The organism is Streptomonospora halophila, from assembly GCF_039542725.1.
GTDB classification, from domain to species: domain Bacteria; phylum Actinomycetota; class Actinomycetes; order Streptosporangiales; family Streptosporangiaceae; genus Streptomonospora; species Streptomonospora halophila.
Map to the genome: position 1 here is coordinate 109,604 of NZ_BAABIK010000007.1, position 15,273 is coordinate 124,876.

7 protein-coding genes are annotated in these 15,273 nt (G+C 73.3%); 2 read left to right on the forward strand and 5 right to left on the reverse strand.

The annotated features are described in order from the left end of the window. Positions 1-52: 52 nt before the first annotated feature. The 5 genes from ABEA15_RS08405 to ABEA15_RS08425 all read right to left on the reverse strand — a co-directional run bounded on the left by ABEA15_RS08405 (position 53) and on the right by ABEA15_RS08425 (position 8,639). Positions 53-5,509: an ATP-binding protein gene (locus tag ABEA15_RS08405; RefSeq protein WP_345556171.1), complete on the reverse strand. Its 5,457-nt coding sequence runs from the start codon at positions 5,507-5,509 to the stop codon at positions 53-55. 235 nt (positions 5,510-5,744) lie between these two features. Continuing rightward, positions 5,745-6,377 (reverse strand): hypothetical protein, encoded by a 633-nt coding sequence (locus ABEA15_RS08410; RefSeq protein ID WP_344143144.1) that lies wholly within the window; start codon positions 6,375-6,377, stop codon positions 5,745-5,747. Between the two features lie 118 nt (positions 6,378-6,495). Then, positions 6,496-7,113: a class I SAM-dependent methyltransferase gene (locus ABEA15_RS08415; protein WP_345556172.1), complete on the reverse strand. Its 618-nt coding sequence runs from the start codon at positions 7,111-7,113 to the stop codon at positions 6,496-6,498. 76 nt (positions 7,114-7,189) lie between these two features. Further along, positions 7,190-7,567 carry a VOC family protein gene (locus ABEA15_RS08420; RefSeq protein WP_345556173.1) on the reverse strand — a complete coding sequence of 126 codons (378 nt, stop codon included), beginning with the start codon at positions 7,565-7,567 and terminating at the stop codon, positions 7,190-7,192. Between the two features lie 430 nt (positions 7,568-7,997). Further along, positions 7,998-8,639, reverse strand: a complete 642-nt coding sequence (locus tag ABEA15_RS08425) for a helix-turn-helix domain-containing protein (RefSeq protein ID WP_344143151.1) — start codon at positions 8,637-8,639, stop codon at positions 7,998-8,000. Positions 8,640-8,720: 81 nt separating this feature from the next. Here ABEA15_RS08425 and ABEA15_RS08430 point away from each other — a divergent pair, with 81 nt between their 5' ends. After that, on the forward strand, positions 8,721-9,737 hold the full coding sequence (locus ABEA15_RS08430; RefSeq protein WP_345556174.1) for an NAD(P)/FAD-dependent oxidoreductase: 1,017 nt from the start codon (positions 8,721-8,723) through the stop codon (positions 9,735-9,737). 256 nt (positions 9,738-9,993) lie between these two features. After that, positions 9,994-15,219: a DEAD/DEAH box helicase gene (locus ABEA15_RS08435; RefSeq protein ID WP_345556175.1), complete on the forward strand. Its 5,226-nt coding sequence runs from the start codon at positions 9,994-9,996 to the stop codon at positions 15,217-15,219. The last annotated feature ends 54 nt before the right edge of the window (positions 15,220-15,273 follow it).

Sequence of the window (15,273 nt, forward strand, 5' to 3'; positions counted from 1 at the left end):
CGGCGGGGCGGCTTCCTCGGCACGCCCCGCCGCAGCGCGGGTCGTCGTGGTCTCAGCCCCGGCGCGACTCGATGGCCTCGATGATGCGGGGGCGCAGCTCCGCGGCGTCGATGACCGCGTCGACCGAGCCCATCTCGACCGCGCGGCGGATGTTGTGCACGCGGTCGAACTCCGCGGCCACCTCGCCGAGCTTCTCCGCGCGCACCGCCGAGCGCAGCTCGTCGAGCTCGGCGGTCAGCGCCGCGCGGTCGGCGCCGGCGGCGGCCGCCACCCGTGCCTCCAGGCCGGTCACCCGCGCGTCGGCGGCGGTGCGGGAGTCGACCTCGCCGGAGAACACCACTGCGGCGGCCGGTGCGCCGCCCAGCACCGAGGCGAAGGAGCCTTCCACCGCGAGCACCGTCATGTTCGGGTTCAGCGCCTTGGAGAACACCACGAAAGCGCCGCCGTGGTAGCGCGAGATCACGCAGAACACGATGGGCCCGTGGAAGTTCACGATGGCGCGGCCGATCTCGGCGCCGTACTCCAGCTGCAGCTTGCGCATCGACTCGGGCGAGCCGTCGAAGCCCGACAGGTTGGCCAGTACCACCAGCGGCCGGTTGCCGCTGGCCGCGTTGATCGCCCGCGCCGCCTTCTTCGACGACCGCGGGAACAGGGTGCCCGCGGTGTAGGTGTCGGGGCCGTCCGTGGGCGGGAACCCGCGCCGCTGCACCGACCGCGACTCGATGCCCAGCAGGCAGACCGGCATGCCGCCCAGGTGCGCGTCCTGCACCGCCGCGGTCTCGGCGTCGGCCATGCTCGCCCAGCGCTCCAGCACGGGGTGGTCCTGGTCGGAGACGGCGCGCATCACGGTGCGGATGTCGAAGGGCTTCTTGCGCTCGGGGTTGGCCTCGGCGGAGAAGATCTCGCCGACCGTGGTGAAGTCGCTGCCCTCCACGGCGTGCGGGAAGTCGCAGACGTCGCGGTCGGCGGGGTCGGTGGTGGCGGCCCGCCGCGGCGCCTGCTCGCCGGGGGCGATGTAGGTGTGGTCGTAGTGGCGCATGAGGATGTCGCGCGCACCGGTGAGGTCGGGCGCCCAGTACTGGGCCTGGCCGTTGGGGCCCATCACCCGGTCGTAGCCGCCGATGCCGAAGTTGTCCTCGGCCGAGACGCCGCCGGAGAAGTCCAGCGACTGCTTGCCGGTGAGCACCATCGCCGAGTCCGGCGTCATGACCAGGATGCCCTTGGTGTGCATGAGCATCGTCGCCTCGGCGTTCCAGTACGGCTGCGCGCCGACGTTGATGCCGGCGACCACGATGTTGATCTCGCCGCCGTCCTGGGTGAACTCCACGATGCGCTTGAGCGCCGCGGCCACCCAGTCCATGTTCTCGGTGCCCGACTCCATGGAGATGCGGGCGCCGGCCGAGAGCGCGTACCACTCCAGCGGCACGCCCGTGCGCTCGGCCAGGTCCAGCGCGGCGATCACGCGGCGGCACTCCGGCTCCGACAGCGCGCCCAGCGCCTTGGTCGGGTCGCCCAGCAGCACCACGCGTTTCACGCCGTCGGGGTGTCGGCGCGTGGGTGTGGTGACCACGCCCGCGACGATCGCGGCGGTGTTGCGCCCCTTGGGCCGGTCGACGGGCACCAGCGCGCCGGCGTCGTCGAGGTCGTGCTCGGTGAAGTCGCCGAGCAGGCCGGTCAGCTCGTAGGGGTAGACGGTGTTGCGGCGGCCGGCGCGCAGCACCTTCTGCCGGTAGTCGTCGAGCGGCTCGATCGGCGCGGTGGGCGGCGGCCCCACGGTCAGGTCGGTGCCGCCGGCGGCGTCGAAGGTGATGCGCACGCTGATCTTGGTCGGCTCGCCGGTGTCCCTGTCGCGCTGGCGCGCGATGACCAGGATCTCCTCCAGGCCGGCGCCGGCGGTGGTGGGCAGCACGCGGTCGGCGATGGTCTGCAGCTCCGAGCGGGTGATCTCGCTGGTCGGCCAGACGTAGACCACGATCCGGTTGGTGTTGAAGCGCTTCTTGGCGGGCCGGCGCGACTGGGCGCGGCGGATCGAGTCGAGGCAGGCGGCGACGGCGTCCTCGGCCGTGGGCAGCGCGACCAGGCGCCCGTCCTGCTCACGCAGCTCGGTCAGGTCGCGCACCTGGGCGAACGCGGCGAGGCGTTCGTCGGAGGGGGTGTCGCGCGCGACGCACTGGAAGAGGTAGACCTCCTCGTCGGAGGACGGCAGGCGGGTGAGGTCGAAGTTGCTCAGCCGCTCCATCTGCATGCGCTGGGCGATGTAGGGGTGCAGGCCGCGGATGAGGCGGTCCTCGGCCATGCCGCCGCCCGCGGGGCGGAAGGTGAAGTGGTGGTGCATCACCGCGCCGCTGCGGCCGGCGACCGTGGCGGTGAGCCTGCGCACCTGCTCGGGCAGCGGGTGGGCGGCGATGACCTCGGCCAGGGCGGCGGCCATGGCCTCGGAGTCGGCGGGCTGGTTCTCCCAGGCGAGGTAGACGTCGGCGTCCAGGGACCCGGCGTCCTCGGCCGTTCGGGCGAGCCCGCGCAGCGCGCCGCCCAGCTCCTCGAAGGACACGGCCGCGGAGGCGACGGCGGACTCGGCGCGCTGGGCGACGACGAAGGTGCAGTCCGCGGTGCGGCTGGTGCGCACGTTCGACAGGCCCTTGTTGCCGTAGTAGCGGCGGGTCAGCACCTCCAGCATGACCGTGTTGTCCCGGTCGTTGCGCAGCAGCCGCCGGCCGAGCAGCCGCACCAGCGGCTCGGTGCTGCGCACCATCTCGGCGATGCGCTCGTCGCGGTCGGGGGCGTCGGGGTGGGCGTCCAGGTGGCGCAGGTGCTTGCGGACGCCGGCGTAGACGCGGGCGCGGTTGCGGCGCAGCAGCGGCTGGCCGAACCAGGCGAAGACCACACCGCGCGCGAGGTCGGCGACGGCGGGGAAGCGGACCTGGGTGGCCGCGACCAGCCGTTCCAGGGCCAGCCCGGCGGGCTCGCGCAGCGCCTCGTCGGGCGGCGGCTCCTGCAGCCAGGTGCGCAGCAGCGCCGCCACGGCCGCGGCGTCGGCGGAGGCCCGCTGCTGGGCGAGGAAGATGCGGAACACCGCGGCTTCCAGGTGCGGGGTGCGCTCCAGGTCGGCGACACCGTAGTGGCTCAGCGCCGTGGCCAGCTTGGCCTGGAACGACTCGGGCAGCCCGGCCCGCTCGACGTCGAGGCTCTGCAGGTAGGTGTGGAAGTACTCGCGGGGGCTGTGCACGCGGGTGTCGCCGCCGCCGTCCTCGCCCGCGGTGCGGTTGCGGCTCAGCTCGGCCAGGTCGGCGAACACCTCGACCAGCCGCAGCTCCTCGCCCAGGACGCGGTGGCCCTCGGCGGCGGCCGCGCGGCGCGCGGCGAGGTAGTGGTCGAGGACCCGCGCCTCATCGTGCGGGTCGACGTCGAAGCCCAGCAGCAGGCCGCGCAGGTCCTCGCGGCCGCGCACGAGGCGCTGTGCTGCGGGGACGTCGGCGGCGGCCTCGGGCAGGTCCAGCTCGGCCGAGGCCGCGGCCGCGGGGTCCTCGGCCTCGCCGCCGAGCGGCTCCAGCCGCAGCAGGGCCGCGCCGGTCTCGACCTGGCTGCCGACGGAGACGACGCACTCCTTCAGCCGCGCCTTGAACGGCGCCCGCAGCACCGTCTCCATCTTCATGCTCTCCAGCACGAGCACGGGCGCGCCCGCCTCGACCTCGGCGCCGGCCTCCAGCGGCGTGGCGACCACCAGCGCGGGGGCGGGCGAGCGCACGACGCCGCCCTCGTCGCGGCTGACGCGGTGGGTGACGCCGTCGACCTCGACCAGGTGGGTGGGCCCGTGGGTGCCGGTGAGCAGCCGGTAGCGGGCGCCGTTGACGACGATGTGGCCGGTGTGGCTGTCGAAGCGGTCGAGTTCGACGTCGGCGGTGCGCGCGTCGCCGCCGCTCTCGATGCCGACGCGGAACCGGTGGGCGCCCACCCGCGCCACGCGCACCCGGTAGCCGGCTCCGCGGAGTTTGAGGTCGAGCGGGCGGCCGCTCTCGTGGCGCACCTGGGGGCGCCCGCCGAAGGCGGTGGAGAGGAGGCGCTGGCGTTCGACGCGCTCCTCCTCCTCGTAGGCCTCGACGGCGGCGGCGGCCAGCGCGACGCCGGAGTGGCGGTGCGAGACGAGCCCGCCCTCGCTGCGGACGCGGTCGATCCAGCCGGTGTCGGCGGTGGCGTCGATCACCTCGGGGCGGTCGAGCAGGTCCAGGACGAAGCTCTTGTTGGTGGCGCCGCCCTCGATGACCACGACGGTCTCGGTCATGGCCCGGCGCAGCCGGCCCAGTGCCTCGTCGCGGTCGCGGCCGTAGGCGATGACCTTGGCGATCATCGAGTCGAAGTCGGTGGGGATGGTGTCGCCCTCGCTGACGCCGGTGTCCACGCGGATCCCGGGTCCGGCGGGCAGGTCCAGGCGGGCGATGCGGCCCGGGCAGGGCGCGAAGTCGCGGTCGGGGTCCTCGGCGTTGAGCCGGGCCTCGATGGCGTGGCCGCGCTCGGCGGGGGGCTCGCCGTCGAGCGTGTTGCCCGAGGCGACGTGCAGCTGGGCCTTGACCAGGTCGAAGCCGGTGGTGGACTCGGTGATGGGGTGCTCGACCTGCAGGCGGGTGTTGACCTCCAGGAACGCGAACATGCCGTCGCCGGGGTGGTAGAGGAACTCCACGGTGGCCGCGCCGCGGTAGCCCACGGCCACGGCCAGGCGCTCCGCCGAGGCCTTGAGCTCGCCCGCCTGGTCGGCGCTGAGCACGGGCGAGGCGGACTCCTCGATGACCTTCTGGTTGCGGCGCTGCACCGAGCAGTCGCGCACGCCCAGGGCCCAGGCGCTGCCCTGGCCGTCGGCGATCACCTGGACCTCGACGTGGCGGGCGCCGGTGACCAGGCGCTCCAGGAACACGACACCGCTGCCGAAGGCGCGCGCGGCCTCCTGGCTGGTGCGCTCGTAGGCGTCGGCCAGCTCGGTCTCGTCGGTGACCACGCGGATGCCGCGCCCGCCGCCGCCGGCGGCCGCCTTGAGCATCAGCGGGTAGCCGATGCGGGAGGCGGCGGCGAGGGCGTCCTCGACGCTTTCAACCGCGCCGCGGCTCCACGGGGCGACCGGGACGCCGACCTCCTCGGCGATGAGCTTCGCGCCGATCTTGTCGCCGAGCTTGCGCATCGCCTCGGCGCTGGGCCCGACGAAGGTGACGCCGACCTTCTCGCACAGCTCGGCGAAGGCCGGGTCCTCGGCGACGAAGCCCCAGCCCACCCATGCGGCGTCGGCGCCGGTCTCGACCAGCGCGCGCTCCAGCACGGCCTGGTCGAGGTAGGGGCGCGCCGCTGCGGGGCCGATCTCGTAGGTCAGGTCGGCTTCGCGGACGAAGGCCGCGGTGCGGTCGACGTCGGTGTGCAGCGCCACGGTCTCGATCCGGGCCCCCGTCTCGGCGGCCAGGTCCCGGACGGCGTGGATGAGCCGCATGGCGGCCTCACCGCGGTTGACGATGGCGACACGACTGAACACCGAAAGAGCCCTTCCCTAGAACGACAGATGGACGAAACGACGACGCGCGGAGCGGGGGGATGGCGGCCGCAACTCTCAACCCTGCCTTCTACCGGCCGGTAGTGCCATGTCGCAGCCAACGGAGGCATCCCGGCCGGTGTTGTGGGAATCGTGCAAAACCCTCCGCCTTCGGGTCGGCGAAGAGTGCGGGAGTTCACAGTCGTCGGCCCGCCCGCCCTGCCCGCCGCGGCGGGGGTCAGGCGGCGTCGAGGATGCGGTAGAGCTGGATCTGGCCGTAGACGGCGAAGTCGCCGTCGGCGGTCCGGACCAGCCGGACGGGGCGCCAGCCGGTCGCGGTGATGAAGGAGAAGTCCACGGCCGTGCGCTCCACGGTCTGCACGCTGACCTGGTGGCTGCCCTCGGCGAAGTAGCCGCGGGCGATCCGGGTGAGGGTGTCGCGGAGGCCGTCTGCGGGCACGGTGCGCATGCCGGCGCAGCCCCAGGCCTGCCGGATCCGGTCGTAGCCGCGCCGCCGCTGTGCGTCCGACAGGGCCGGCAGCCGCTCGGCCGCCCGCACGGCCTCGGCCACCTGTGCGGCGATTCGCGGCCGGCGGGCTCCGGCCTGGGCGGCCAGCTGGGCGTAGGCGGCCGCTCCGTCGCCGTACAGGTCGTCGCACACCAGGAAGTCGCATTTCCTGCAGTGGATCTGCGTCGGTTCGAACGGCCGCGAGATGCTGCGGCTCGCGCTGACGCTGTGAACCGCGGTGAACGACGCCTTCTCCCTGAACAACCGCGGCGATCCGCAGTTCTGGCACTGGTGCGGTACGGCCGCGGGCACCGCCGGTTCGGAGGGGCCCGGTCGGGCGAACAGCCGCCGGAGGGACTTCATCGCGATGGACTCTCCATTCTTCGGTGGACCGCTCCCGAAAGCGCGCGGTGCGCCGGGCCTTGCGGTTTCGACCGCGCGCGCCTGCGGGCCGGGATCGGAGGGCGGCGCCCGGGGCGGGTTAGGGGCGGCGGTGGACGCTGACGGCGTAGCCGCCGCCGGTGTAGGCGTCGCCGTCCCAGGTGGCGTGCCGGCTGAGCGGTTCGAGTCCGGCGCCGGCGCACCAGGTGTCGTAGTGGGCGAGCGTCACCGTGGCCTCGGCCAGGGGCAGGTGGTCGGCGTCGAGGCCGAAACCGGCGACGAGCAGCCCGCCGGGCCGCAGGAGCGACGCCAGCGCCGACACCACCGCGGGCTCGGTTCCGGGCGCCAGCAGCGGGACGACGTTGCCCGCCGCCACCGCCATGTCGAACCCGGGCTCCAGCCCCAGGTCGGCCACCTCCACCAGGTCGGCTTCGCACCAGGCCATCTCCGGCGCGCGGCGGCGCGCCTGGGCCAGCATGGAGGCGTCGGCGTCCACGCCCGTGCAGGAGTGCCCCAGTTCGGCGAGGCGGATCGCGACCCGGCCGGTGCCGCAGCCGGCGTCCAGCACGCGCGAGCCCGGCGCCAGCAGCCCGGCGCAGAAGTGCGCCTCGCCGTGCACGTCGGTCCCCGACTCGGCCAACGCCGCGAACCGCGCGGCATAGCGCTCCCCCGCCTCGCCTCCGGTGAGCTCGCTCCACCGGTTCCCGCGTTCGTCCACCACCGCGCCGCCTTCCTGCCGGAGAGTCCCGCTCCGACGGTATCGGGCGCCCGCCGACGCATCCGCCGCGCCGGTGCTAACGGGTCAGCATCACCAGATTGCCGTCCGGGTCGCCGATCCAGGCGATGCGCTCGCCCCACGGGGTCTCGGCCGGTTCGGCGACCGCCTCGAACCCGTCGGCGCGCGCACGGGCGAACGCCTCGTCGACGTCGTCGACGTAGACGCACAGTTCGATCCGGTGCCCGGTCGCGGGACGCTGCGGACGTCCGTGCCAGGGCTGCGCGGAGACCGGGCCGAGCCCGATCTCGGACTCGCCGAGTGCCAGGGCCACGAACTGGGGCGGGCCCTCCTCGGGGAACCGGTAGGTCTCCACGCCGCCGAGCAGTTCGCGGTAGAACGCCAGCGACCGCTCGAGGTCGCCGCAGGACAGCATCGGAAAGAGCTTGTTCGCCACGCCTTGAGTCTGGCACTCGCCGGGCGGCGGTGGCGAGGGACGCCGCGGCGGAATGCGGGATCGCGCTCGCCTGCCTGAAGGAGTCGCCGCCGCACCCCGCCCGCCGGCCGCGGACCGCTCCCCCTGTCGCCTCGGCCTGCTCCGTCAACGCCTGCCCGTGGGTGCGCTCGCGCGGCCGACGCCGGCGTCGGCCGCGCCGCTCACCTCCGCCGTCTCCTGCGTGCCGGTCGCGGCGAGCGCGCCGAGCAGGTGGAGCTCCTCGGCGGCTTCGGTGGGCGGCTTCGGCTCCCGGGGCGGCGGTGGAGACGAACGCCGTGGTGGGCACCGCCCGGGACCTCCAGGACGCCGGAGTCGAGCTTCCGCGCCGAGGGAGGCGCGTCGCGGCGGATCGCGGCGGCGGCACGCACGCACGCGCGGGCGGGGAAGGCACTCAGGACCTCCGAGCGGCGAGGTCGCCGCCGGAGCCCTCCTCGCCGTCCCCGTCGTCCTTCTTGGCGCGGGGACGGGCGCGCAGGTGGGCGCGCTCTCCCTGGCGGCCGAAAAGGCTGAGGATCTCGACCGGCCCGGTGTCGGCGGCGCCGAACCAGTGCGGCACCCGCGTGTCGAACTCGGCGGCCTCGCCGGGCGACAGCACCAGGTCGTGCTCGCCCAGCACGAGCCGCAGCCGCCCGTTGAGCACGTACAGCCACTCATAGCCCTCGTGGGTCTGCGGGTCGGGCGTGCGGCGCCCGTCGCCGCCCGGGAGGATCAGCTTGTAGGCCTGGATGCCCCCGGAGCGGCGTGTCAGCGGGAGCATCGTCATGCCGCCGCGGGTCAGGGGCCGCATGTGGATGCGCGGGTCGCCGGTGGGCGGGGCGTCGACGAGCTCGTCGAGCGTGACGCCGTGCGCCTGGGCCAACGGCAGCAGCAGCTCCAGGGTGGGCCGCCGGGCCCCCGACTCCAGCCGCGACAGGGTGCTCACCGAGATGCCGGTGGCCGCCGACAGCTCGGCCAGCGTGGTCTCGCGCTGCCGCCGCAGCGCGCGCAGGCGGGGGCCGACCGCGTCCATCGTCTGGTCGAAGGCGTCGCTCATACCCCCGATTTTGCCATATCTGCAAAGAAGTTTGCCGTGAGGTCGGGTGCGGACGCATGCTCGTCGCAGGAGGTGATCCGCATGGAAGAGCAACTGCAGGACGGATACGACGTGGTGGTCGTCGGCGGCGGCGCGGCGGGCCTGAACGGGGCGCTGATGCTGGCGCGGTCGCGCCGGTCGGTGGCCGTGGTCGACGCGGGCGCGCCCCGCAACGCGCCGGCCGCGGGTGTGCACGGGCTGCTGGCCCGCGACGGGATGGCGCCCGGCGAACTGCTGGAGCGCGGACGCGCCGAAGTGCGCCGCTACGGCGGGCACGTGGCCGGGGGAGAGGTCATCGGCGCCTGGCGGGACGGCGACGCCTTCACCGTGGGCCTGGCCGACGGCCGCGCGGTGCGGGCGCGCCGGATCCTGGTGGCCGCGGGGCTCGTCGACGAGCTTCCCGACATCCCGGGACTGGCCGAGCGGTGGGGCCGCGACGTGGTGCACTGCCCCTACTGCCACGGCTGGGAGGTGCGCGACCGCGCCATCGGCGTCCTGGCGACCGGCCCCGTGCCCATGGCCGTGCACCAGGCGCACCTGTTCCGCCAACTGAGCGCCAGCGTGGTGCTGCTGACCAACGGCCGGCCCGCGCCCACGGGCGACCAGGCCGAGGAGCTGGCGGCCCGCGGCATCCGCGTGGTCGAGGGCGAGGTCACGGCCGTCGAGGTCGCCGGCGACCACATCGCGGGCCTGCGGCTGGCCGACGGCACCCTGGTGGCCCGCGAGGCGGTCGCCGTCGCACCGCGCATGCGGGCGCGCGCCGGGTTCCTCGCGGGGCTGGGCCTGCACCCGGTCGAGCACGCCATGGGTGTCGGCGACCACATCCCCGCCGACGCCGAGGGCCGCACCGAGGTCGAGGGCGTCTGGGTGGCGGGCAACACCACCGACCTGGCCGCCCAGGTCGGCGCGGCCGCTGCCGCGGGCGCGGCGGCGGGAGCCCGCATCAACGCCGACCTGATCGCCGAGGACACCCGCGCGGCGCTGGCCGCCCACCGCGACCCGTTCTCGGCCGAGGCCCAGGCGCTGCTGAGCGACCGGGCACCCTTCCGGCCCACGTAGGGACGAACAGCACGGGAGGGGGTGCTGCGCATGCAGAAAACCGAGGTCTTCGCCTTCGAGGAAGCCGGTGACAATCGGAAGGCCGGACCTGGACCTCGGAGCATCCCACAGTGGCCGTTCCCGGCCGTTGTGTCGATTCGACCTTTCCGTTCCGTTCCTTCTTCACGCTGTGCTACCTATGGGGCGCGGGGGCAGCGGTGCTGCCCCCGCCGACGCGAGAACGCGCGGGAACTCCGCACATAGGGCGTGGGTGGCGATGGACGTCTTCTCTGTTCACAAGGAACTGATCGACGACTACAGCGAGTACACGAGCTCGCTGGTGAAAGTCCGCGATCAGCGAATCGCCGACTACCTCAAAGAGGAAGAGGAGAACAAGGTCCGCTGGCCCGACCCCTGGCTCTCCCTCAACCCCGGGTTCGAGTCGGGCGGAACCGTCGGCGAACTCGCCGCCGAGGGCGTGCTGCGCCCCGAGTGCGAGCGCTTCTTCCGCGACAAGAAGCACGCGGAGGACCCCGGCGAGCGGTCGCTGACGCTGCACCGCCACCAGCGCGAGGCGCTGGAGGCCGCCAAGACCCGCGACAGCTATGTGCTGACCACCGGCACCGGTTCCGGCAAGAGCCTGGCCTACATCCTGCCGATCGTCGACCGGGTACTGCGCGACCCCCGCCCGGGACAGATCAAGGCGATCGTCGTCTACCCCATGAACGCCCTGGCCAACAGCCAGCACCACGAGCTGACCAAGTACCTCACCTGGGGCCTGTCCCGCAGCGGGCAGAAGGTGCGCTTCGCGAGCTACACCGGCCAGGAGGACCAGGAGCAGCGCGACCAGGTGTTCAAGCGCCCGCCCGACATCCTGCTGACCAACTACGTGATGCTGGAGTACCTGCTCACCCGCCCCCACGAGCGCGGCCAACTTCTCGGCGCCGCCCAAGGGCTGAGCTTCCTCGTCCTGGACGAACTGCACACCTACCGCGGCCGCCAAGGCGCCGACGTCGCCCTGCTCGTGCGCCGGCTGCGCGACGCCTGCAACGCACCGGAGCTGCAGTTCATCGGCACCTCGGCCACGATGGCCTCCAGCCGCACCTTCGCCGAGGCCCAGCGCAGCGTGGCCGGTGTCGCCTCCCGGCTCTTCGGCACGGAGGTCAAGCCCGAACGGGTCATCGGCGAGACCCTGCGCCGCAACACCGAGACACCCGCTCCCTCGACCGCCGAGCTGCGCGGGGCCGTGGATGCCGCATTGGCGCCGACCACCACCGCGCACGGCTACTCCGAACTGGCGTCCGACCCGCTGGCCTGCTGGATCGAATCCACCTTCGGTCTGGCCGAAGAACCCGCCGAGCACCCCGGAGCACCGCCGCGCCTGGTGCGCAGCCCTCCGACCACCCTGCCGGAAGCCTCCCGCGCCCTGGCCGAGACCACGGGTGCCCTGGGCGAGGAAGGGCGAAGGCGCTGCGAGACGGCGATCCAGGAGACGCTCCAGCGGGGCGCCCGCGCCCGCCATCCCGAAACGGGCCGCCCGCTCTTCGCGTTCCGGCTCCACCAGTTCCTGTCCAAAGGCGACACCGTCTATGTGAGCCTGGATTCGCCGCGGGAGCGCTACGTCACCGGCAAGTACCAGGTCAGCGTCCCGGGGCGGCGCGACAAGGCGCTGCTGCCGCTGGCGTTCTGCCGCGAATGCGGCCAGGAGTACATCGTCGTGGCGCGCTCCACCAAGACCACCGCTCCCCCCTCTTACTCCGCCCGCCAGGAGCAGGACGCCGGCGGCGGCGACGACGTCAACGGCTACCTCTACGTCTGTGACGACCACCCCTGGCCCGCCGACCCGATCGAGGCCGGGCGCCTGCCCGACTCCTGGTGGTCGGTCGGCGACGACGGCGCCGGCCAGGTGCTCCCGCGGTTCCGCGACAAGCTCCCGCAGCAGAAGTGGATCGACGCCGCCGGCTACGAGACCGCGCCCGGCGAAGGCCTGCGCGCCTGGTACATGCAGGCCCCCTTCCGCTTCTGCCTGCGCTGCCGCGTCTCCTACGAGGAACCCCGCTCCAACGACTTCGCCAAACTCGCCACCTTCGCCGCCGAAGGCCGCAGCTCCGCGGTCACCCTGGTCAGCGGCAGCGTCGTGCACGGGCTGGAGCACCAGCGCGACCTGGCCCCCGAGGCCCGCAAACTGCTCACCTTCGTCGACAACCGCCAGGACGCCTCGCTGCAAGCCGGCCACTTCAACGACTTCGCCCAGGTCGCCCAGATCCGCGCCGCCCTGCACCGCGCCGCCGAACAGGCAGGCGAGACGGGCCTGCGCCACGACACCGTCGCCGAACGCGTCACCGACGTCCTCGACCTGCCGCTGGACGAGTTCGCGCAGAACCCCGGCGTGAAGTTCTCCCAGAAGGAGGCGGTGCTGGCCGCCCTGCGCAACGTCGTGGGCTACCGCATCTACACCGACCTCAAAGACGGCTGGCGGGTCACCATGCCCAACCTGGAGCAGACCGGCCTGCTCCGCTTCGACTACACCGACCTGGCCGAGATCAGCGAGGACGAGGAAAGCTGGGACAAGCGCCCCGGCACCGACCGGGGCGTCTCGGCCCTCCTGGGCGACGCGCCCCCCGAACTGCGCTACCGGCTCGCCAAGATCCTGCTGGACGAGTTCCGCCGCGCACTGGCCGTCGACGTCGACGTCTTCACCCAGGCCGGCTACGAGCGCCTAGAGAGCCAGTCCAACCAGTCCCTGCGCGACCCCTGGGCACTGTCGCCCGGCGAGGACCGCGTGCAGCCCGGCACCGTCTACATCGAGCCCGGCCGCACGGGCAAGCTGCGCACCGACAAGCACATCACCGCCCGCGGCGCCTTCGGCCGCTACCTGCGCCACCCCGGCCGCTTCGCCCACGTGGTGCCCGGCGCCATCTCCCTCGACGACGCCCAGCTCGTCATCGACGACCTGGTGGCGGTGCTGACCGGGCTCGGCCTGCTCACACCGATCGAGGAGAAGCGCGCGGCCACCGGCTACCGGCTGAAGTCCTCAGGCCTGATCTGGCGGGCCGGCAGCGGGGAGGCAGGCGTGTCCGACCCGCTGCGCAAGGTCGTCGACGACGACGCCGGCGCCCACGTCAACGCCTACTTCCGCGACCTCTACCGCGCCGGATCCGACCGGTTCCGCCGCCTGCAGGCCAAGGAGCACACCGCCCAGGTGCCCGCCGACGACCGGCGCGAGCGCGAGCAGGACTTCCGCGAGGGCACGCTCAAGCTCATGTTCTGCTCGCCCACCATGGAACTCGGCGTCGACATCTCCTCGCTGAACGCCGTGGGCATGCGCAACGTCCCGCCCACCCCGGCCAACTACGCCCAGCGCTCCGGCCGCGCCGGCCGCAGCGGCCAGCCCGCCCTGGTCACCACCTACTGCTCCACCGGCAGCGCCCACGACCAGTACTACTTCCGCCGCTCGGCCCGCATGGTGGCAGGCAGCGTCGAACCGCCCCGCCTCGACCTGGCCAACGAGGACCTGGTGCGCTCCCACGTCCAGGCGATCTGGCTGGCCGAGACCGGCGCCCACCTCAACAGCGGCATGGGCGAGGTCCTCGACGTGGCGGCCGACTCCGACTCCATGCCCTCGCTGGCCCTGCGCCAGCACATCACCAGCACGATCAACGACCCCGCCGCCCAGCGCCGCGCCGTCGGCCGCGCCCAAGCGGTCCTGGCCGACACCGGAGTCCACGACAGTCCCTGGTGGTACGGCGAATGGGTCAACGACGTCGTACGCGCCGCACCCGGGCGCTTCGACCGCGTCTGCGACCGCTGGCGCGGCCTCTACCAGGCCGCGCTCACCGAGCAGCACGCCCAGAACCGCCACGTCATCGACACCTCCAACAGCCCCCGGGTGATCCGCGAGGCCAAGGCGCGCCGCGGCCACGCCGAGACCCAGCAGCAACTCCTGCTCAACCAGGACCACAACCACCAGTTCAGCGACTTCTACACCTACCGCTACTTCGCCTCCGAAGGCTTCCTGCCCGGCTACTCCTTCCCCCGCCTGCCGCTGGCCGCCTACATCCCCGCCCGCCGCGAACGCGGCACCTACCTCCAGCGCCCGCGCTTCATCGCGGTCTCGGAGTTCGGCCCCGGTGCGCTCATCTACCACGAGGGCCAGCGCTACGAGGTCACCAGCATCCAGGTCCCCACCGACGGCGGCGACCTCAGCACCGCCGAAGCGCGCATCTGCGCGGCCTGCGGCTACTGGCACGACCGCCAGGCCGGCACCGACGAATGCCAGGAGTGCGGACAGCAGCTCAGCTCCACCATGTCCGACCTCATGCGGCTGGAAACGGTCTACACCGTGCGGCGCCAGCGCATCTCCTCCGACGAGGAGGAACGCCGCCGCGCCGGCTTCGAGCTGCGCACCGCCTTCCGCTTCTCCGACCACGGCGCCCGCTCGGGCCGCGCCGCCGCCACCGCCAAGGACGCCGACGGCGCCGGCTTGGCCGACCTCGTCTACGGCGACACCGCCACCGTGCGCGTCATCAACATGGGCCGGCGCCGCCGCCGCAACCGCAACGACGTCGGCTTCTGGATCGACCCGGTCACCGGCCGCTGGCTCAGCGAAGCCAAAGCCACCGAGGCCGTCCCCGACGAAGAGGGCCTGGGCTCGTTCAAGGACGCCAAGAAGACCGCCAAGGTCACCCCCTACGTCGAGGACAGCAAGAACATCCTGGTGCTGCGCTGGGCCTCCCAGCTCAGCACGGAAGAGGCGGTCACCCTGCGCTACGCGCTGGAACGCGGCATCGAAGCCGTTTTCCAACTGGAGGACGCCGAGCTCTCCAGCGAAGACCTGCCCGACCCGCAGGCCCGCGGCCGCATGCTCTTCGTCGAAAGCGCCGAAGGCGGCGCCGGGGTCCTGCGCCGTTTGCGTGAGGAACCCGGCACCCTCGCCCGCGTCGCCACAGAAGCGCTCAACATCATCCACACCGACGCCGACGGCACCGACCGCGGCAGCGCCGAGGGCACCACCGAACGCTGCGAGCGCGGCTGCTACGACTGCCTGCTCTCCTACACCAACCAGAAGGACCACACCCGCATCGACCGGCTCTCGGCCGTCGAGCCGCTGCGGGCCCTGGCCGGCGCCCGCACCGAAGCCGTGGGCGGCGACGCCGCGAGCGCCGAGGAGCAGCTCGCCGACCTGGACAGCCGCTCCGAGAGCAGCTTGGAGCGCGACTTCCTGGCGATGCTGCGCGACGGCGGCTACCGCGTGCCCGACGACGCCCAGGTGACCGTCGCTGCGGCGCTGGCCCGGCCCGACTTCGTGTACCGGCTGAACGGCTCCGACGTCGCCGTGTTCGTCGACGGTCCCCACCACGACAGCGCCCACCAGGCCATGCGCGACCTTCAGGCCGAGTACCGCCTGGAGGATCTCGGCTGGCTCGTGGTGCGCTTCGCCCATGACACCGACTGGCACCGGGTGGTGGCCGCCAACCCCAGTGTGTTCGGCCACGGCCGGTGAGCGTGTCGAGAGGCGGCACACCCCGGGCGGCCCTCAGTCCCGCCCACCCCCAGA

What these genes read in the sequence shown, in the direction of transcription:
- ABEA15_RS08410 (WP_344143144.1), bottom strand. Translation starts at nt 6,377, where the DNA reads ATGAAGTCCCTCCGGCGGCTGTTCGCCCGACCGGGCCCCTCCGAACCG.
- ABEA15_RS08425 (WP_344143151.1), bottom strand. Translation starts at nt 8,639, where the DNA reads ATGAGCGACGCCTTCGACCAGACGATGGACGCGGTCGGCCCCCGCCTG.
- ABEA15_RS08430 (WP_345556174.1), top strand. Translation starts at nt 8,721, where the DNA reads ATGGAAGAGCAACTGCAGGACGGATACGACGTGGTGGTCGTCGGCGGC.
- ABEA15_RS08435 (WP_345556175.1), top strand. Translation starts at nt 9,994, where the DNA reads ATGGACGTCTTCTCTGTTCACAAGGAACTGATCGACGACTACAGCGAG.